This window comes from Paenibacillus sp. J22FR83, from assembly GCF_059691955.1.
The window spans coordinates 19,626-40,451 of record NZ_JCAUAM010000015.1; the positions used below are offsets into that span (position 1 = coordinate 19,626).

Sequence of the window (20,826 nt, forward strand, 5' to 3'; positions counted from 1 at the left end):
GCTAAGATTCCGCTTGAATTAGCTGTAGGAATTCCAGTTATTCATGCCCAAGCCGCTCGACACCGACTTCAGGAATGCCAAAAAAGCCTGCTTGAGCTGAGGCTCAGGCAGGCTTTCAAACACTACAATAACTTTAAGTAGAAATCCAAAGTTTGATTTCCCTTCTCACAACCGCCTCACAATTACCTCATTACGTGCCTCATTCCAATCCCACTGGAAGCCTAATTCTTCCGCAAGTTTCGCCCAGCTTACAAGTACGAAATTGTTCAGCACTTGCACATCTGCCGAAGGAATCGTTCCATTCCTACCCATGAATGTGTATTGGATGCGCTTATTCTCTTCGTCATACGTAGCATCACCTTGACCTAGCTTCTGGAACGTTTGACTGAGTGGTACCCAAGGGATGCCCCCGATGACTATGGGCTTGATCCCATTGTACGTGATCGTTTGATCTTCATTCCTGATACGGATAAAAGGCAAATGATGCGCGATTTTATTGCCTTTCAGCAAGGTAATCCTTCCGCTGTCTAACTCTGCGCGTTCCCCTTCTGAGAGATGAGCAATCTTGTTCTTCGCGACTTGGTCGTTCAACTTGATCTGATAAGTCTGCTCCATCCGCTTATACAGTTGGGCCATTTCCTCTGGAGTCGTCGACTTCAGGCTTCTCCCCTGCATCTGCGCCATCAACACGCCTATAGACTCGCCAGCCATTGCGCCATTCGGCTGAATTCTTGCGCTACCGTATGCTACAGCAGATGCACCAACCAGCTTCCCCGCTGTGACGATGTTGTCATAATCTTGAAGCAAATAGCTTCGCAGCGGCATGCCATATTTATCCGGGCGCCCAATAGCTAGTCCTTCCCGATTGGAGCGCGAACCTTGAATGTCCATGAAATAGCCTCCGACGCTAACGTTATCCCAGAACATCCGGCCGCTCATTACATCAGATGCTTGCAGCACATACTCTGTTGGATAATGGTTAAACTCACGGATGTACAAGTCATTCGGTTCTCCGCTTAGTTCCAATCTCTCGAAGCCTGCCATATGTTTACGTAAATGATCGCGGATAAAGGGCATTTCCTCTTTGGCGAGCTGCATCCCCCGATCAATTGTTTCCTGTCGGCTTGGATCGATGCCATATACTTGAAGCGCGTTAATTATGATCTCGCCATTGCCTTGATTCAGAATATTCAACCCTCGGAGATTAAGCTCATTCTTGTTGTGCAGTTCATAAGCCGATACTATTGGCGGAAACCCGTAAGCAATGTGCGAATTCACGTAACTTTCGGGTCCGAATGTATGCGCACGTTCGATCTTCGTCATTTTCCAAAACTGACTTTGGAATTTCTCCCAATCGACTCCCTTAAATTTCATCATGTACGTGCCACTCATATATTCGCGTTCCTTGCTCCCATACAGCGCTTCCAAACCTGGAAGCGGCTGTACATCGAGCTTACGAATTAACGCGGCGTCATCCGAATTATCAACAAGATAAGAAGGCTTCACCATTCTCTTTTTCCCATCACCGTCTTGATAGGCAAGTGAAATGACCTTCTTATCTGAAACCTTCAAGTCTTCTAGCACGATGTTTTTCTCAACAGGAATGCCTTCAATAAGCTTGTGAAAATAATGGGCAAAATCCGTTTTCGTACGGATACTTCCTTCTGTGTACTGTTGAAAAAGCTCCTTCATCCCGCCTTGCATAAGCGGAGTACCCTCATCATCGTAGGTCCCATCGAGATAGAGCATCTCTCCCTGAATGAGCTGTCCGCCAAGTCGCTCTTTCGTTTCAAGGATTAATACGTCGAGTCCTTCCTTTTTCGCCTTTTGAGCAAGATACATACCTTCTAGTTCTGTTCCCATAACAACCACATCGGGCTCAAAGGTCGAATGCGTATGTAAGGTAAATCCCCCATCACTGTCTCGAAGCAACCCAAAGTAGCCGAGCACTCCGCCAACGATCGTAATAAGAACGAGAATGCCGGAAATCAATGCCGATTTCATATGACTCACTAGCCATTTTTCCAAAAGTTCATCACCCTGCTGCATCGAATAAGTACTTTCCCTTATTGTATGCATATTACAGGAAAAAACCAACAGGAAATTGGTTTATTCTTCTAAGGTAACCCCAGCCTGAAGCAATTGCATAATTGTCATTTGTAACAGTTCCGGTTCATTGGCATAATTGTAAATACCAAGAAACGCTCGAGATGCCTCAGAATTGCTGCCTATTAATTGATTGACCAATGTTTGTTCCGTTGTAACAGGGGTATTCTTCGTCGTTTGGCACGCTAGGTGATAGCGAGACATCATTTTGGATTCCATTGCTGCCTGGTATTGATCTGCCATTTGGCTCCAGTTCGTTTCCCATTTGCTTGTTTCTGCTAAGGTATCCCGTAATAATCGAGCTCCATAAATCGCATCATGCATCCCCTGCCCAACCGCAGGATCCTTGAATGAAAGGCTATCCCCCACGAGAGCCCATCCTGGCCCCATACCCTGGAACCAATCATTGTCATAGCCGAGCAGCCCTTTTATAGGCTCTGCTAGTGAAGATTCTCGGAGTCTCTCCGGGAAAGTCGTGCTACGGAACCCTATATCAACCAACTCACGCATGCCTGCTTCTGGATGGTTGCGAAATCTCTCAATCCATTCCTTATTCTCCAAAGGAAACATAACCCCAATGACAAAGAGATTATCGGTTGTAGGAAAAACAATAGCGATTTTGTCTTTGATTTTATAAAATTCCACACAGGGTTCGCCCTCTTGATGATAATTAGAAAAGTACCCCACATACGAAGCGAAGTCCGTTGGAACTGCTAATTTCCTTTCACTGTTCACCAATCTGCGTATCGTAGAATTACGGCCGTCAGCACCAACAACAAGCTTAGCAGTAAACTGCTCTGCCCTGCCATCGCGATTCATACCTATGACCCCCGACACTGTATCTCCCAGATACAGCAACTCCGTGACTCGGAATCCCTCTATAGCGGTAACGCGCTCCTGGTTACATGCATGCTGGAAAAGCACCTGATCCAAATATTTGCGTCGCACACATAAACAATATTTCTCCCCCTCAACTTCGGGAAATTCCCCATCCACAACCATATCATCCATTTGAATAAAGGCCCGTTTGTACAAGGGAGTACCTGTCTGAAGCAATTGCTCTAATACCCCCATTTCGCGGAGCATAGCTACTGAATTGTTAAAGAAATTATGTGTGGACAGGATATCGCTGGGAAATGTACTTCGATCTACAAGCAGCACCTCGTAACCGGCCTTAGACAACTCATAAGCCAGCGTGGAACCAGCTACCCGCGCACCGATAATAATAACATCATAGTTCGTTTTTGACATTTTCTTCCTCCTCTAACTCTGAATGCTCTCAGCTTATCAGAAGGAAAGGAAGGAGCCATCTAACGAAGGATATATACGATGGTTATATCTTTGTATGCGTTGTACCTTCGTGCTTACAGTAACCGGTGTTGATTCGCTTTCTGAATCGCTTGCGTTCTCCCGTTCACTTGGAGCTTGCTGTACACCCGATGAAGATGTAGCTTCACTGTCCCTTGAACAAGTCCTAATTTCTCAGCAATATCCTTATTAGACAATCCGTCTACTAGGAGCTGGAGCACTTCTTTTTCACGAATCGTCAGCATAAATACAGAAGATGATTCACGATAACAATCTCGTATGGCTCGACTCTTCTCCATGCAAGAAGATAATACGACTTGAAGAAAGTGGAGAGAAACCCCCTCTGTTTGTACTTCGACCATGTATTTGTTCTTCCGCACATCCGCATATTGCTGCAACAAATGTTCGATATTCCTATCGATAAAAATACGGAGATAGCCCTCGCGCTCACCAAGAATTAACGCTTGATGTAGATGAAGCATGCTTGTATGCGAGTTGTTCATTCTCCCTTGTATCTCCGATAGTACCAAGAGAACTTCTAGCTCCGTCATGAGTCGGTTGGACATTCTGGCTTTCTTTAGAAGTTGCTCGCACCAAGAGAGTGCTTCTTCCCAGTTTTCTTTAGCTAATAGCGCCTGTATATAAATTAAGAGTTCAAAGTCTTGGTCGCCAATAATTTCTATACGCCTGCTCCAAGGCGACGATCTCATCCAGGCATCTACCGCATCCATCTCACAGTTCTCTAGTCGACAACGAGTGAGAAAAGCATGCAATAGACCATTCCAATGCGAATGAAGATGATGAGTTAATTTAAGATAATCCAGTGCTTCGTGAATGATGGCTACTGCTTCTTCTCTCCCATCCCTCTCCCAAAGCACTTTCGCTTGTATGATGATCGCGGGCACATAAGCCCCAATTACATGATTCCGTTTGGCGATCCGGATGGCATCCTCTGCTAGTTGCAAAGCTGAAGGTAATTGATTTTTCTCATAACATACCTCACACAGAGCTGCCCGCTGATATGCCGTGAACGGAAACGCGTGAAACCCATTCTTATCAATAAAATCGCCATAAAATCGGTGATATCGATCTGCCTTTTTCATTTGACCACTGAAACCATAATAACTGCGGATGAGTGGAATGGTCCCGTCATTCAGTTCCATACCAAGCCCAAACAGCATCGGCAGTCCATTAATATTGGGTAGATGCTCATCCTCGTACATGTCCTGCAACAAGGCATAACATCGCTTATAATCACCATGCAGCATGGCCTGAAAGTTTGTAACAACTTTCATATCTTCACGTATTCCGATATATTGCGAATCCTTCCTATCACTCGATGCGTGAAGCTCTTTTTGCAACGTTTGCACATGCTTATCCATCTGCTCTTGGTGACCCATGAACAGCTCCGTCCATATTTGAATGATAAGTATGGCTGGACGTTCTCGGTTCGCCACAGGTAATTGAAGCAACCAACGATGCAATGTCGTTAGTTCCCTTCTTTTCAACAATTCAGTCGCAATAGTAAGTATGAGCTCAGAGGCTTTATCGTACGCCCCTGCTTGTAGGGCATGATCAATGGCTTCACCTACATAGCTATGCCGTTCAAACCATTCGCAAGCTGCCATGTGTAAGGAAATGACTTCCCTCGAAGGATGTTGTTGAAGACGACAGCGTAGGAAATCAGCAAATAAATGATGGTATCGAAACCATCTCCCCTCCGCATCCAAAGGAATGATAAACAAGTTGGATTTCTCCATCTCTTGCAATCGTCCATGATAAGCTGCTTCCCCCGTTAACTCTGCGCAGAGCTCCGCATTCATCCTTTGGAGAAGGGATGTTTTCAATAAAAATGAACGAATTTCCTCGGGCAAATGATCGAAAACTTCCTCCATTAAATAATCAACAACATAGCGATGATCTCCCTTGAATTGTTGCAAGGCATCTTGTTGTCCTGATAAATGGGATAATACGGCGAGTTGAATGCCTGCAACCCATCCTTCCGTTCGATCAGATAACAGTTGAAGCGATGTTTCATTAGGTGAGACACCAGTCTGCCGATGCCAAAATGTCGCAATTTCCTTTTCTGTAAATCTTAATTCTGCGAGATTGATTTCATTGAGTTGCCCTTGAACACGTAATTGCCCAAGAGCAATGGGAGGTTGTTTACGACTGAGGATACACAAGTGAATTTGGGAGGGCATTCGCTCTATAAAAAAAGCAACCAATCGATGGACCTCATCGGATTCAATTAGATGATAATCGTCTAAGACTAGCAGGATTGGATCCGGAATGCTAAATAAATCGTTGATTAGCCATGATATCATTTGTTCAGGTGAAAACGATATGACTTTGAGCAAAGAAAACGACTTATGGCCAACACTAGGACATATTCGATTCAATGCTGCAATGACATATGTCCAAAATCGAAGCAAATCATTCTCGCCTTGATCTAACGAGACCCAACTTACGGGTTGTTGCCCTTGTAAGATCCACTGACTTACCATCGTTGTCTTTCCAAAACCAGGAGGAGAAGTGACTACGGTCACTTTGCAATGCATCGCCTTAGACATCTTCTCCATCAAGTGTTCCCGCGCTACAAGATAAACAGGTTGATGCGGCATATATAATTTCGTAGCAAGCAAGGAATAGTCGTCGAATAAAGGAGTGTTTAATTCATCATTAGGTTTCTGACCTCGCACACACAGGTCCTCCTTTGGCGGATTCCTCCCCATTCATATATACAGGGAATTACTGTAGTCGACTTATATACGTACGTTAATTCGCAGCCATCTTGGCAGTTGCTTCTTCAGCAAATTGAGCTCGCAATCGTTCTTTGCGCTCTTCGCGCTCTTGCGGTTTCATCCGTGGACACGTGTAGCAATATTGCCCACCTTCTGTCCGGTAATACATACAACAGGCCGTCTTCATTTTGATGGTCGTATCAGGCTCGCCGGGTTTACCAGGGTAATCCAAATTCACAATTTTCACATACAAAGGATTGCGAAGGCGACCGAATACCTCCCCTTTTAACTGCTTGGTAACGAATACATGATCTTCTTCATAACGTGCGTGCCATTCATCTGATACGCTTGCTTCTTTCCATTGAGCGAATATAAACCGAAGGCGCATAGGTACGATTTTCCACAAATGCATAATATCCATATCCGCGGCGGCAGCTATTGCTTCAACAATTGGCCGAATCGTCCCTGCATACCAGCAGGATAAGTGTTCTTCACGCCATTCACTGCGACCTCCACAGGGCGGACCGCTAAGCTTTCTTATTTCTTGCAGCACAATTCGGAAATCTATAAATCCCTTCTCACTTCGATACATTTGCAGCGCCCATAACGAAGGAGACAGATCCAATAACTCATCATGTGTCACCATATATTGCATTGCCGCATTCAGACTTCCGAGACGGCTGATCAAATAGGCGCCAGCAGCTGCAGGTTCAAGCGCCTTCATCAATGGTGCGTAAACATGCAATAGCTCCTCCATCCCTTTTTCGGTCAATAGATGTGTTCCTTCTATTGTGATTATCGGGTTTGGGTGGGAATCCGTTGTAACTCCGTAATTTTCCGCTATATATGTCTGAACTGATATGCTCATGTTCCACTCTCCTTGTCGTTACGTAGTTCCCCCATTAGAATTCTCACTTGATTATACCACCATCGATAATGACAATCATTATTAATAGCAAGAAAAATTATTTTCATGACAGCGAAAAAAGCCTGCTCGATCTCCGACTGAATGAGATCGATTAGACAGGCTGTTTCAATGTATTTCAACGGTAGCTAATTGATACTAATCACTATCTCCCGCCAGTTAAGTGATCCATCATCTCGTCTTTAGCTTCGTCTAAAGAGGGAAGTTCACTTGTCAAGTACACTTCAATTTCAAACGCAACTAGAATTTGCTTCAAGTAATGAAAAAGGTCTTCACTACAAATCCATATTTCTTTAGGAACGACATGTACTTTCTCAATAATGTCCAGCAGGAGTCCGACGATCTTATCTGGAGCTTCAGATTTGTCTGACAAACCGAACCCTAGGATCTGATTCGACTCCTGATCAACTATCAATCCCATCATTGGGTAGTACGGTCGATTCCCTTCGTTAATTGGCATAGGTGCATAACTGGAATCTATTTCCCAAATCCCTACATACCCTTTAAGCGTCTTTTTGGCTTTAGCCAGGCGTAATTCATCGATTGCACTTGCTTCTAAAATATGAACATGACCTGGAGGCTTCGGTACTATCCATTGATCTGACCAAACCAAGTTCTGCACATTTCTATTCGATACTCTTGTTAGGAAAGCATTGTCCTCTCCTTCCATAAGGTCATCTGGATTGCCTTTAAATGCTTGGACAACTTCGATTGCTTGTTGGAGCGCTATACTTAAAAAAGTTAAATCTCCCTCATTCTGAATTGGCCATGGAACAAACCCAGGTTCATATAATCTGAAAGTCGGCCAAGCATTTGCTCCGCGGAATTTCAATCCAAGCTCTTTTATTTGTTTGAGTTCGGCGGGATACAACTCATCTCTACTGTCGAATGAAAGCATTAAGCAATGTTGCGAGAACATCGGATCTATATCCTCTTGCCCACTCAACATGCCCAGCAAAGTCTCTAGGCCTTCTGTTCCCAAATAGACAGCCAGACCATACAACTCGCCTCCATTTCCCATAATGCAACAATAGCCTATGTCTCCATTCAATGGATTCTCCACACCAAAAACATGAACATTCTCAAAATAATTCCAACATTCCGCCTTTTTAAACGCTGCCGCTGCTTCATAAAGCCCTTGCCATTGCTCCGTAGTCGAACTTTTCTTATTCATTTTTTCTTCAGCTCCCATCGTGGCCTATTTCGGCCTCCTCATATAAACAACTCCATCTGCTTAACGTCCCCTAATCTTTCCAGTGAAATCGGCGCATGATCTCGGAAATAAGCTTGATTGATTTCCTTTTCCTTGGTCATCACCAGCTTGCTTCCATTGGTTGATTGTCTAAGTCTACAACTAAAGACGACCGGGAAATAATCCTTGAGGAATTTGCCTTCCGCATGTGCAGTCAGTGCGATGATCTGGAAGCCAAGCTGTTCAGCAATAAAAAACACAGGACTTAATACATGGTCACTCGATGCTTTCCCGAACGGATTATCTAGAATTACAGTGCGATGCCGCTTCATGTTCGCCTGAATATGCTGGCGTTTTTCAGCAACATAGTTCAATAACCCTAAGAATAACGTCATATTCTTGCTCCATTTTTCCCCGCCAGACCAATTATTAGACTGTTCCCAGGAGAAGGAAGCTTTCGTTACGTTATTCTCATTAGTTACTTTACGGCACGAGACTTTCATGACTTTCTCTTGCAGAACAATCTGGAGAAGCTGCTTAGTGTCCAGCCATTTTTCAAGCTCCTTACGAACCGTAGACTTAACTTCTTGATCGTTGTCATCGCGGTAATAGCCTTTTTCAAGTTCGGTCAAAATCCATTCCAGATGCTTACGCAGATGTTCCTTCGCTTCAAGTTCATCCCATTCTGGGATGAGAAAAGAGAAAATTAGCTTCCACTGCTCTTCGACTTTAACTCTCGTTTTATTCGGGATATCTCGTAGTTCAGATGCGATCAGCTTCAAATGGCTGTGTACATGGATAATATACTGTTCAAGCTGTTGATTGTGTGTGCGCATCGTTTCTTCTGCAACATGATTGACGCGTTCAATGCGACTGTGCATTTTATGCTGAAATTGTGTTAATTCTTGATAGTTGGTCTTATTCTCAACACCTTGCTCAGCCATATCTCTCATCTTGATATCTTTAATTTGTTTCCGGCAAAAATCAATAAAATGAAGTTTAGCTTTCTTCACCGCCGACTCTTCTGCTTCTAACTCTTTCATTAAGGCGGTTAGCGTCGCCACAGATTTCCGCACCCATTTCATTCTATCCATCGGAAACTCCACTATTTGTTCCTGCGAGATAAGAGCTACTGGAATGAGTTGATTCTCAAATCCGTGCACAATTTTATATTGATTTAAGTATTGAATTCCCTCTTCAATTTTACTTAATTGCACTTGGATTTGCGTATGTTGCTGCTGTAAGCCCAATTTATGCTGCTTAAGACGTGTATCTTCACTTTGGACTTGTATATCCACAGCGCTCAGCGACTCTGCAAAGGTCAAGGGTTCTTCACTCTCATGTGAACTACGATACTGCTCAACGAGCAACTTAATTCTCGCTGTCAGTTCGCTATATTGCTTGTCGACCCTCGCATACTCTTCCTTATCGCGCGTTAAGCGTAATTCGTGTTCCTTGAGCTCAGATAACAGCTGTGACATCTGATCTTCACTCGTCACAGAAAACGGAAGCTCCTCGTTCAAATTCAGGTCAGCTTGTTCCAAGCGCAGCTTGCTCATTTCCCGCTCTAAAGTTGTTCTGCTAGCTTGAGCATGCTTCAACTCCGCTTCAAGCTGTTGGCGTCCTTGCGAAATATGATTGAGCTTGAGATGCAAATCTTTTCTTTCCGTTTTCAACCAATCTAAGCTATGATTCCCTTCTATTGGCTGTACATCCCCTAGTTCCATATACAGATCTTGGCTTTGAAGACTCGCTTTCTCCGTTCGCAAGGCGTTCATTCTGCTCTTCACAGCTTCGCTCTGCAGCTTCGCTTGCTCCATCGAGCGCCGCCTGCCCTCCAGTTTATGTTGCTGGTCATCAGACTGCTGGACAACTTGATCGATGGCACTGTTCAACGCAATGATTTCTTTACCTAACTCGACATATTTCCGCCCTTTTTCAATCCATTGCTGGAGTTGTACCATTTCCTCCTTGTGCTTGTCCATGACGGCATGATGGTGAGAAATCGTCTGCTCAACCTGGCGAATGGATTTCTGGATGGCATCTTCTTGACCTTCTAGCTCACGTACCGTTTCGCGTGTAAGTCCAACTCTCCGCTCCATTTCTTGCACAACTTCAAGGGGGTATTCCAGCAGAAATCGGCTTAAAGCCGTCTGAAGATCCGAAGTTCGCTGAAGCTCATTTTCCTTTTCTTTGCGTGCTGTCCGAACTTCTTCACCTTTTTGGGAGATCATATGCTTCCAGCTAATGAATTCCATATCCTCCGCATTGTCACGCCAATGCTGTGGTTCAACCCATGCGCTGTCCTTCGCTGTCACTGGAATATCTTCTTTAGCAAGACGCGCTGCTTCCTGTGAGGAGATCACTTGAATCGGGAACTGCATATCTTCGGCATACTGTCGCAGCTTGCTTGTAACTAACCTAACTTCGCCTTCGGTTGTAATCAACGTGACAGACCAAAGAGGGTGCGTGATCGCTCGCTCAGTTAACTGCAAACTCTGCAAATATTGAATACCTGTCTCCAATAAGTCGAACTGATTTCTCCATTTGTCCACTAAACCCATCACATAGACATCTGCGAAAAACGTACGCTGAGCACTATAATCATCAATATAGCGGAAAGCAAGACGCTCTTTCAGCAGGTAATCTTCCTTCTCAACCAGCAGCTTTTCTATATCTTCACGAAGTCGCTCTTCAATCGAACTCTGTTTCTCATAAATGGAAGAGAGTCTCCCCCAAGAAGGCCTGTACGAAGCGATTTCTTCCAGCATGGATTGATGCAATCCTCTAACTAATTCGAGCCTATGCTCTGCGTTAGCACGCTCCACGAAGGCGGTCTTGAGGTTTCCACTCACGCCAACCAGTTGTTTCTCACTTTCCTCTTTACCTGCTCCCAACACCTTGTTCTTCTGCACGAGGAGAACATTGTCTTCTTCCAACTTCTGATAACGATGCATCCAGTCCGCCATACTACCTTCCATGCTCTCTATGGCTGGATTGGCTAAACTAGTTGCTTTCAGCTCGTCTCGATCTTTCTCACGGGCTTGTACAAGGGATCTATGTTCAATCAGTTGTTTGTTTAATAGCTCTAATTCACTTGAAAGCTCTTGTAGAATGGTTTCTTCAAGGTTCAACCTATTCTGATGAGCGGAAGCTTCCTGATGGAGGTTCTCTTCTTCAACTTGCCACTGCTGTTCCATCTTGCTGTAAATACTGCGAATTTGCCCGCCATTCTGAACCCATGCTTTCCGCAGAGCATCCTCTTCTTGGGTATGACCGAAATGTTCAAGTTCGCGTTGCACATAGTTCATACGTTCCTCCGCCGAGGTCCATTGCTGTCTGTAATCAGCCAATCGCAACGAATAGTAGTTCTCTTTGGCACTCCGAACGAGCTTTTCTTTGAACTCAACGTCTTCCTCGATTAAGCTAAGCTTCGTTTCCGTAACGGATAGATCCTGCCTTTGCTTCGCGATATGAAGCGATTCCTTCTTCCTTGCTAATCCCGCCAACTGCTCATCGCATGCTGCCATCATCTGATGCCACTGCGAAAGTTTCGCGGTTTCCTCATTCTTCTGCCCACCAACGAGCAACCAATAAGCCTTCGTTTCCGCTTGAGCAGCGGCATAAGCTGCCTGCTTCGTATCCATTGTTGCATAGCGGAGCACATACTGGTCCAATTCAACAAGTATCTTTTTGTTTTCTTCGATTTTTTCTTTTAACTCTTTATATTTTTTGAAGCTGTCCCTGTGCATTTCGAAATTGTTCGCGAATTCGCCTTGTTCATAGCCCCCCATGGCATCTTCTACCGTTGGAATCAACAAACGATCAAACAATTGGCCCGTCGTCTTGCAATCATCAAAGAAGCTCTCTACACCACCCTCGGAGCTATTAATCTTCGCAATCCGTTCCCATTCTGAGGCGATGATATGGTAGTCGTTTTCTAATATTTTTTTATATTCTTTCATCGTAGAAGGTAGCTTCGCATTCATTTTTTTCACAGTCATCCCGTGGTAGTAATCATGAATTTCGCCTTTATCCGCTGCTCGAATATGGCCTGCATTCCCCTTAACAAAAGGAATCCGATCAATCGCATCGGGATCAAGCACGGGATAATCATACACATACCGATACGAATCAATCCCTGTTGCTGTCAGAAACAAACTAATGCAGGTCACGACATATCTTCGAGGTCTTTCACTCAGAATCCACTCGATCGCGATGTGTGCAGGACCATTTTCAAGACTCAACGTATCTTTGATTTTACGTCCCGCTAACTCCTCGTGCGGTAGTATAGCTTGCATGGCGGACTGGATGAAAACCGTCTTGCCTCCACCATTTTCGAGCAAAATCGCACCGTTATGGCCATCAAAATGAAACATTTCGTCGTTGTAACGCTTATTTCCATCCTCGTAGACGACATTCGTAAACCGTATTCTAGAGATCGCTGGCATGTTCGCTTCCCTCCCCCTCAAACGCATGGCTTTGATACAAAAACTCCAAAATACCGCGGTTATACTCGAGCTCCATAAAATAACGCTGCACAACCACTTTGGCTTTTTCGGTCAACGTAATTTCCTGATTGCCAATATCGACCACCAATTCCTGAGCGATTAGAAACTTACGGACAGCATCCATGAAGCTAACCCGGCTAATCGTATTCCCGCTTTGCTTCGCGGCCGTTTCCTTAATATCGTCCATGGCGCTCCATTTTTCGATCAAAGCTGTCCAGTTATAAGAGAATTCCTTCTCCATCTCTACTAATTCCGCTTCTGGATGTGTTTTTAGCAACTCAATTCGCTCGTTCACCAGCGCCGTCCACTCTTCAATCCCGATAAAACTTCTCGTGGGCTCCATCGTTTGATAACTATCATAAAAGGCACCAATGAGCACAATAATGCTGACATACATCAGGTAAAGATCCGCATTCACCGCATTCGCTCGTAGATAAGTCCTTTTGATCACTTCGTTATTCATATGAAAAGGCGATAGCCTCGTCTCCGGAATCATATACAGATGCTCGCCAGCAATAATCGTGACACAATCCACTTCTCGGGCAAATTGATCCACAAGCCCGCGTACCACGTCATCCGCCATATAGGCTTGAAGCCATTCCTTCCCGACCTCATTATCACGCGCGAGAAACGTATAAATCCGAAAAGCTTTCATTACTGTTCCATTGTCAAGTCCGGTTGTCATCCTGTTCTCCCCATGTAATCAACATATTCTGTAGACTAAATCTATCATTAACCTGAATAATGTCCTGTTGTTCAATAATGACCAAACAGCGATTTCCCAGAAGTGCATACATATCTTCCAGCAACGTTCCCTGCTCCTCATTTTGCTCTGTATCCAAATCCACTGCCTGCAATGGACTTCTTTGATGCAGATAGATCCAAAAATCATAGAAAGCTCTCTCATCTAGCAATTTAGCCTGTTCATGTTCTTTGAATTGTTGGATAAATTCGTTCACCTCAACATAATCCTGCTCTTCCATCATGTGCAGAAGGTGCTCCATCAAATGCTTGTACAACTTTCTCTGCATCGTCTGATAGCGATATTCATCGCCCTCCCCACCAATTTCTAGAAACGTATCATCTCGCTCTTGGCCACTGCTGTCTTCCAGCAAATTTTGCTCGGCCCACACTGTCAAAAGCGACCACATCTTCGTCTCTTGCACCGGTAAGAATGGGGCTATTACACCTTTCATCGTCTCTGGCGGCAACGGCGTACTGAAGATAAGAGAAGCAATATCCTGATCGAAATTAAAGGAATCCAGCCCGGTATAATATAAAGATTCTTGCGCAGCGCCCAAGGCATGCGATTTGAGCACCATACTCTGATGAAAAAGAACGGAATGCTCCCCATGCACCTTCTCCAGCTCATTGGATATTCGTAAAATTAACTCATAAGGTCGCTGGTCTGCCTGCCTAACGGTCTGTGCCTGAACGCGATCCTTGGTTTCTTTGACGAATTCACGCAATTCTTCAAATTCCTCATTCTCCATGTGCAAACGCAAATAAATGTCTTCTAGCAGGCCTTTATATCGTCCGAATGTTTCCTCTGAAACAATATTTCTTTTCAATTCATGCTCGAGCTTGACCATCCGCTCCTGTAAAGCTTCCACGTCGATCCGCATTTCATTAATTTGTCGTAAGGCACCTTCGAACTCGCCTTTCTCCAACTGTTTACGCAATACCAACTGATGAATCGATAATTGAAATTCCGTATAAAATTCTTTGGTCGCAAAAATAAGCTCCAACCCATCTTCGTCGAGCGTGTAGTACTGCGTATTCGTTTTTAAATCGAAGGCATTCGCTTTCAGTATCGATATGTATATATGCTCTGTCTGCCCCGATTCCCAGTTCATAAATGTAAAATCCCGTTTCTTCCCTGTCGTCGGGCGAAACACCTGCGTGATCTGCCTAGCCAGATCTTCAAATCCATCCTCGTCCAGATCAATGAAGATCCCCGTCACCTTTTGAAGAAACTCTGCTAAGTCTTTGACGCCTGCCTTGTTATTGCGCATTAACTTCTGCTCAAAAAAATAAAGCAGCGTGAGCAGCCCTAGTTCCATAAAGTCGAGCGGTTTGTTTTGTCGATCGGTTTGCCGCTTACGCTGCAGCTCATAAAGCGGATCAAAAAGCGCTAGCTTGGTCATGCGTTCCCGAAACCCGGAAATTACTTGACCAATTTCTACGTAGTCCATGCCGTGTGCCTCCAAATCTTGCAAAGCTCGTGTGTTGGTAATAGAAAAGAAATCCTTACCTATATGTACAAATGATAGAGTTAGAATTCAAGATCATATGTTCCCGATTGATCATATTTCCACCTTACATCATAACCGATTATGTCCGTTCAAACCAATGATCTTTACTGACTTCCAAAATTAAGTAAAAAGCCTGCATGATCTCCGATGCGTAGCCGCGGGAGATTAGGCAGACTTTTATAGTTGTATTATGCCATGTCGTGCTACTGCCCTCTCACTGTTTTAGTAGTAACATATCTATTATGCGATCACAAATATATTTTTCAAATCAAAGATACACTCCTGAAAAACAAAAGAACGCAACTTGTCATCTCTTCCGAAAACCTCACGTTTTTGAAATGATCCTTGTTCTAATCCATAAACCTCTATCGTTTGATGAGTCGGATCAACGATCCAGTATTCCATAACACCAAACTTTTCATATGTTTTAAATTTTTGATTTCTATCTTTTATCGCAGTAGCTGGAGATAATATCTCAACAATAAGTTTAGGGGCGCCTTTCGCTCCTCGATCATCGATTTGAGAAGGATTACATATAACCGATAGATCTGGCTGACACACGGTATCCGGATTGTCGTATTCTTCCGTTTCACTTAATCTTACATCGAACGGAGCAATGAAAACCTCGCATACTGAACTTTGGAGAAATGAATGAAGTTCAAGAAAAATACTTCTTAAGATTCTCTGATGTGTCGTAGATGGAGCAGGTGTCATGTTATAAGGAACTCCATTAATTATCTCCCATCTACCTTCCCATTCAAGTAGATCTTGAAATCTATAACGATGATCTTGTTCAGGCATTTTCATGAAAGTTCCTCACTCTCTACTATATTCCCCTTATTTTAACACAGTTAGATGCAAAGTCGAAGTTAAAGAGAAAATCCTCACACAACCACATATCCCCCGCGCACTTGAATATATTTAATAACAAGCTTTATTTTCCTATGTCTGATTAGCGCTGCCGCTTATCATAAACGCCAAGGAGGTGTCCCCATGACAGAACCCTTATTTATCGTTTCCAAAGAGGATTGGTCACTCCACCGCAAAGGATACCAGGATCAAACCAGACATCAAGAGAAGGTCAAAGATGCCATTAAACAGAACCTTCCTGATCTCGTTACAGACGAAAGTATTGTCATGTCCAATGGGAAACAAGTCGTGAAGGTGCCGATAAAAAGCTTAGACGAATACCGTTTCCGCTACAACTTCAACAAAGGCAAGCATGTCGGTCAAGGCGACGGCGATTCGCAGGTTGGCGATGTACTAGGCACAGATCCGCAGCCTGCACAAGGTCCCGGAAAAGGAGAAGGCGCAGGCGATCAAGCTGGGGATGATTACTACGAAGCCGAAGTGAGTATGGAAGAGCTGCAAGCGATGCTATTCTCTGAGCTGGAACTGCCGAATTTGCAGCAAAAAGAGAAGCGGAATATGACGTCCACTGAAGTTATTTTTAACGATATCCGCAAAAAAGGAATCATGTCCAACATCGATAAGAAGCGGACGATTCTTGAAAATATGCGCCGCAATTCGCGAGGCAGCTCACCGGGTATTCATCATATTTCGCCGGATGATCTGCGATTCAAAACATGGGAAGAAATCGAGAAGCCGCATTCCAATGCGCTTATTATCGCTATGATGGATACCTCTGGTTCCATGGGCTCCTTCGAGAAATACATAGCCCGCAGCTTCTTCTTCTGGATGACCCGCTTCCTGCGCACCAAATATGAGAATGTCGAGATTGTTTTCATCGCGCATCACACCGAGGCCAAGGAAGTGACAGAAGAAGAGTTCTTCACAAAAGGCGAGAGCGGCGGCACCATCTGCTCCTCAGCTTATCAAACTGCCATTGATATTATCGATAAAAGATACCCCCCTTCTCAGTTCAATATTTATCCGTTCCACTTCTCGGATGGCGATAATTTAACCTCCGATAACGAGCGCTGTGTGAAGCTGATTACACAATTAATGGAACGCTCGAACATGTTCGGATACGGGGAAGTGAATCAATATAACCGCAGTTCTACACTCATGTCCGCGTTCCGCCATATCAACAATCCGAAGTTCCTACACTATGTCATCCGTGAAAAAGGTGAAGTGTATAAAGCGTTGAAAACCTTTTTTACCAAAAAGGAAGGAGTGCCTGCACAGTGAGTAAATCCGAAATCCAGAAGCTGGAATATGCCATTGATGAAATCACGGAGATCGCGAAAGGCTTTGGGCTCGACTTCTTTCCCATGCGGTACGAAATCTGCCCCGCAGAAATTATCTATACCTTCGGTGCCTACGGGATGCCGACACGCTATAGTCATTGGAGCTTTGGTAAAAATTTTCATCGCATGAAAACGCAGTACGATTTCGGACTTAGTAAAATTTACGAATTGGTCATCAATTCGGACCCGTGCTACGCCTTCCTTTTAGACGGAAACTCGCTGATTCAGAATAAACTCATTGTCGCGCACGTGCTTGCCCACTGCGACTTTTTCAAAAATAACGCACGCTTCTCCAAAACGAATCGCAACATGGTCGAGAGCATGTCCGCTACGGCTGAACGCATCCGCCAATATGAAATTGAGCATGGAATCGATGAGGTCGAACAATTCATAGATGCCGTTCTCGCCATCCAAGAGCACATTGACCCTGTACTAACGCTAACGTACGGTCAGACTCGCAAACGCCAAGAAAATAACAAGGCAGCTACACCAACCGTTCGAGGCGAAGCCACATACGGGTATGAGGATTTATGGGACTTAGATAGTCGAAACAAGCCTATTGTCTCCTTGGATAAAGAAGATACGAAGCGTTTTCCACCGAAACCGGAGAAGGATCTCCTTCTTTTTATAGAGGAAAATGCCCCTTATATGGAAGATTGGCAACGGGATATCCTGACCATGCTGCGTGATGAAATGCTCTACTTCTGGCCGCAGCTCGAAACCAAAATCATGAACGAAGGCTGGGCTTCGTACTGGCATCAACATATCCTGCGTGAAATGGATTTGACCGAGGAAGAAACGATCGAATACTCCAAGCTGAACTCCTCCGTCGTCGTTCCCTCTCGCCATTCCTTAAATCCATATTATCTAGGTGTCAAAATATTCGAGGACATCGAGAAACACTGGGATGCTCCAACAGAAGAGGAAATCCGCAGATTCGGTCGTGTACCTGGGCAAGGCAGAAAGAAAATCTTCGAAGTTCGCGAATACGAGTCAGATACCTCGTTTATCCGCAACTATTTGAATAAGCCGCTAGTTGAAGAACTAGATCTATACGTATTTGAGAAAAAAGGCCCTGAATGGAAAATCACAGACAAAACGTGGGAAAATACACGGGATCAGCTCATTTACTCCAGAGTAAATGGCGGTTTCCCCTACATCGTCGTGGAAGATGGCGATTATCAGCGCAACGGCGAGTTGTATCTGAAGCATGCTTTTGAAGGCGTGGAGCTGGATCTGAAATATGTGGAGCGAACGCTGCCGTATATTTACAAGCTGTGGGGTAAGACCATTCATATGCACACGATCGTGGAGGATAAGCCGGTGTTGTTTAGTTTTGATGGGAAGAAGCATCATCGGAGATTTTTGTGAGAGAAAGCCCAACCCGTGAAGGGTTGGGCTTTTGGGGTGTTGTATCTAGGAATGGTTATCCAACATATCGATTGCCTCTTGAATCATTAATAAATGTTTTGAAAAGGCAGACACTAGCAAACGGTAATGCTCCATTTTGAATTGACCGAGCAAACCTTTCTCCCATTGTTCTAAGGTTTGCTTAACGATTTTCTCACTCACATGTATCATATATTTCCTCAGTGTCATACCATTTACGTTCGGCAACGGCACCACGTTAAATTGCATCATAAAATATCGTTGGTACTGTTTGACTGCTTCCCGAACCTGCTTCTTACGCTGTTCAATGGCGTGCTGTTTCGTTAATACACCAAGTAGGACCGTTGCCGCAACAGCAAATATAGCGATTGGTGGAAAAACGTTTATTAAAGCGTAGGTTATTGTATGCCACCCCGCTGCCAACCCTAGTGTTCCAACCACAGCCGACCCCATGCCTACCATAAAAGCTTGTTCAGAGACACCCATTTTAAAATCAATATGTATAGAATCATTGGCCTGCTTAGCCAAATTAAAAGCAGAAAGTCGCTCTATGTCTGGCACCTGACTTTGGATATGGGTTTTCCAATCTTCCTGATACTGCGCTCCTGCCTGCGACATGAGAACGCTTATTTCTTTGCCAACTTGATCAGGCTTTAAGTGTCGTTCCATAACTCTCTCTACCACGGTTCGGTCATCTATGACCGCATCGTGTTGCGATAATTTTGACCCAGTTAAATCTTTACTTGCTTCATTCGCCTTCTTAACAACCCAATTAACTACACTACCCGCTTTTTTAGCGGTATCGCGTATACCTGTGTACCATTCACCATCTTTTTCAATTTCTTTGCACATGGATTTTTCCTTGGACAAGAAATAAACATCCATTTTCTCATATAAACGATCAAAAAAGGACTCAACGCTTTCCGGAACGTATTGCCACAAATGTTTCTCCCGTAAAGTCATCTGCTCACAGATGTTTAAATATTGGCTTGCCTTAGCTTGAATTGTAATTTGCTCTTGCAGCAAAACTACGAGTTTTTGCTGTGTATGGGATTTCGGATCTGCAAGAATGATGTGAAACTTATCAATAGCTGCTTTTAAGGATTGTTCAATATTGATCGTTAGGCTTTCATCTATTCTTTTTAATTGACGAAAAGTATCTTGAAACGCATCCAATTTTACAATCGGCTCTAGTATCCGAAATTTACTCATTAGTTAGCGCCTCCAGCTTTAAGGTTGTATAATCATGTGTCGAAGTGTTCGTTTAGCGGGCGCGACTAATTCCTGTACTCGTTGGAACGCTTTATCAGGATTATCAATCGTATACTTCACTGCTACAGCTGTACCAATTGCTGCTAAACAGCCGATCCAAATAGGACCTCCAATTAATGTGCCCATTGCTAGAGCAGTCCCGGAAACAATCGTTCCCTTTCCTGCTTGAATAAGACTTTTCTTCTTGTCCTCTGACTTGTATAAAGAATAAACAAGTCCACCTGCAGCAATTGGCAATAGAACTGGATTAGCCGAGGCAATGGACGAAACAAGATAAGACCCCGCCAAGTTAGACATACGGCTCGGATCCCCTTTTTTCCCTAATATCAGACTCCCCAATAAAGCAATAGATCCACCCAATAGCTCAGGACTGTTAACTGTCAGGGCATCAACAAGGAACGGCTTGGAGATTCCTATCTGCTGTAAGGAATGGGCTATCTGATCGAACTGATGCTGTGTAAAAGAGAAAAAAGGATTAATCCCACTTACAGATGCAGTATCCCGAAGGAGATGTTCCGCTGCCTGTGAAAGTTCAGTAACAAACGAATCATCCGAGCTAACATCTTTCACTGCTTGTAAAGAGCCTAAGAAACTATGTTGTCCGTCCAACAAGTGATGGTACTGTGAGCCGCCGATATGGGTGGAATTATAAACAGAATCAATTGCTTTGTCATATGCGTCAAAGTTATGGTTGAATTCCTGGGCCATCCACTGAGCCATTGAATGGCTTCCAATAGTCAAGCCTACATCCAGTGGAGCAAATGTTCTGTCAACTGAAGGTAAGTCTAACTCAAATCTTCGGATTCTTCTTTTTTGGTGCACATTCATAGGGCAGCTCCTTTAACAAAGTCTGTTCTCAAGAAAATAGCAACAAAAGAGTCTTCAGTTCCATAAGAAAAGAAGGCTCTCTCATT

At 44.1% G+C, this 20,826-nt stretch carries 13 protein-coding genes; 2 read left to right on the forward strand and 11 right to left on the reverse strand.

Going from position 1 to position 20,826, the window contains the following annotated elements; translation table 11 throughout:
- Positions 1–165: 165 nt before the first annotated feature.
- From AC58PV_RS25065 to AC58PV_RS25105, 9 genes are all read right to left on the reverse strand, one after another.
- Entirely contained in the window at positions 166–2,028 is a 1,863-nt protein-coding gene (locus AC58PV_RS25065; RefSeq protein ID WP_497435304.1) for an FAD-dependent oxidoreductase, read from the reverse strand.
- 81 nt (positions 2,029–2,109) lie between these two features.
- Positions 2,110–3,357: an NAD(P)/FAD-dependent oxidoreductase gene (locus AC58PV_RS25070; RefSeq protein ID WP_497435305.1), complete on the reverse strand. Its 1,248-nt coding sequence runs from the start codon at positions 3,355–3,357 to the stop codon at positions 2,110–2,112.
- A 113-nt stretch (positions 3,358–3,470) separates the two neighbouring features.
- The gene (locus AC58PV_RS25075; RefSeq protein WP_497435307.1) at positions 3,471–6,116 is read right to left on the reverse strand and encodes a winged helix-turn-helix domain-containing protein; all 2,646 of its coding nucleotides are present in this window, start codon (positions 6,114–6,116) and stop codon (positions 3,471–3,473) included.
- 76 nt (positions 6,117–6,192) lie between these two features.
- Entirely contained in the window at positions 6,193–7,026 is an 834-nt protein-coding gene (locus AC58PV_RS25080) for a (2Fe-2S)-binding protein (protein ID WP_497435308.1), read from the reverse strand.
- 202 nt (positions 7,027–7,228) lie between these two features.
- Positions 7,229–8,257 carry a DUF7309 domain-containing protein gene (locus AC58PV_RS25085; protein WP_497435309.1) on the reverse strand — a complete coding sequence of 343 codons (1,029 nt, stop codon included), beginning with the start codon at positions 8,255–8,257 and terminating at the stop codon, positions 7,229–7,231.
- A gap of 38 nt (positions 8,258–8,295) precedes the next feature.
- Complete coding sequence (locus AC58PV_RS25090; RefSeq protein ID WP_497435311.1) at positions 8,296–12,726, reverse strand: coiled-coil domain-containing protein; 4,431 nt, start codon at positions 12,724–12,726, stop codon at positions 8,296–8,298.
- Positions 12,710–13,471, reverse strand: coding sequence for a DUF6063 family protein (locus tag AC58PV_RS25095; protein WP_497435312.1), 762 nt, complete (start codon positions 13,469–13,471; stop codon positions 12,710–12,712). The genes AC58PV_RS25090 and AC58PV_RS25095 overlap by 17 nt, the downstream gene beginning before the upstream one ends.
- Positions 13,455–14,981, reverse strand: coding sequence for a replicative DNA helicase (locus AC58PV_RS25100; protein WP_497435313.1), 1,527 nt, complete (start codon positions 14,979–14,981; stop codon positions 13,455–13,457). The genes AC58PV_RS25095 and AC58PV_RS25100 overlap by 17 nt, the downstream gene beginning before the upstream one ends.
- A 300-nt stretch (positions 14,982–15,281) precedes the next feature.
- Positions 15,282–15,848 (reverse strand): Uma2 family endonuclease, encoded by a 567-nt coding sequence (locus tag AC58PV_RS25105; protein ID WP_497435314.1) that lies wholly within the window; start codon positions 15,846–15,848, stop codon positions 15,282–15,284.
- A 186-nt stretch (positions 15,849–16,034) separates the two neighbouring features.
- On the opposite strand from AC58PV_RS25105, the gene yhbH reads away from it, so the two are divergent.
- Both yhbH and AC58PV_RS25115 read left to right on the forward strand, forming a co-directional pair.
- On the forward strand, positions 16,035–17,192 hold the full coding sequence (gene yhbH / locus AC58PV_RS25110) for a sporulation protein YhbH (protein ID WP_068662927.1): 1,158 nt from the start codon (positions 16,035–16,037) through the stop codon (positions 17,190–17,192).
- On the forward strand, positions 17,189–18,622 hold the full coding sequence (locus AC58PV_RS25115; RefSeq protein ID WP_497435316.1) for a SpoVR family protein: 1,434 nt from the start codon (positions 17,189–17,191) through the stop codon (positions 18,620–18,622). The genes yhbH and AC58PV_RS25115 overlap by 4 nt, the downstream gene beginning before the upstream one ends.
- Positions 18,623–18,667: 45 nt before the next feature.
- Here AC58PV_RS25115 and AC58PV_RS25120 read toward each other — a convergent pair whose 3' ends face one another.
- Complete coding sequence (locus AC58PV_RS25120) at positions 18,668–19,852, reverse strand: hypothetical protein (protein ID WP_497435317.1); 1,185 nt, start codon at positions 19,850–19,852, stop codon at positions 18,668–18,670.
- Between the two features lie 18 nt (positions 19,853–19,870).
- Positions 19,871–20,632: a hypothetical protein gene (locus AC58PV_RS25125; RefSeq protein WP_497435318.1), complete on the reverse strand. Its 762-nt coding sequence runs from the start codon at positions 20,630–20,632 to the stop codon at positions 19,871–19,873.
- Positions 20,633–20,826: the final 194 nt, after the last annotated feature.

What these genes read in the sequence shown, in the direction of transcription:
- AC58PV_RS25070 (WP_497435305.1), bottom strand. Translation starts at nt 3,357, where the DNA reads ATGTCAAAAACGAACTATGATGTTATTATTATCGGTGCGCGGGTAGCT.
- AC58PV_RS25080 (WP_497435308.1), bottom strand. Translation starts at nt 7,026, where the DNA reads ATGAGCATATCAGTTCAGACATATATAGCGGAAAATTACGGAGTTACA.
- AC58PV_RS25085 (WP_497435309.1), bottom strand. Translation starts at nt 8,257, where the DNA reads ATGAATAAGAAAAGTTCGACTACGGAGCAATGGCAAGGGCTTTATGAA.
- AC58PV_RS25090 (WP_497435311.1), bottom strand. Translation starts at nt 12,726, where the DNA reads ATGCCAGCGATCTCTAGAATACGGTTTACGAATGTCGTCTACGAGGAT.
- AC58PV_RS25095 (WP_497435312.1), bottom strand. Translation starts at nt 13,471, where the DNA reads ATGACAACCGGACTTGACAATGGAACAGTAATGAAAGCTTTTCGGATT.
- AC58PV_RS25100 (WP_497435313.1), bottom strand. Translation starts at nt 14,981, where the DNA reads ATGGACTACGTAGAAATTGGTCAAGTAATTTCCGGGTTTCGGGAACGC.
- AC58PV_RS25105 (WP_497435314.1), bottom strand. Translation starts at nt 15,848, where the DNA reads ATGAAAATGCCTGAACAAGATCATCGTTATAGATTTCAAGATCTACTT.
- yhbH (WP_068662927.1), top strand. Translation starts at nt 16,035, where the DNA reads ATGACAGAACCCTTATTTATCGTTTCCAAAGAGGATTGGTCACTCCAC.
- AC58PV_RS25120 (WP_497435317.1), bottom strand. Translation starts at nt 19,852, where the DNA reads ATGAGTAAATTTCGGATACTAGAGCCGATTGTAAAATTGGATGCGTTT.
- AC58PV_RS25125 (WP_497435318.1), bottom strand. Translation starts at nt 20,632, where the DNA reads ATGGCTCAGTGGATGGCCCAGGAATTCAACCATAACTTTGACGCATAT.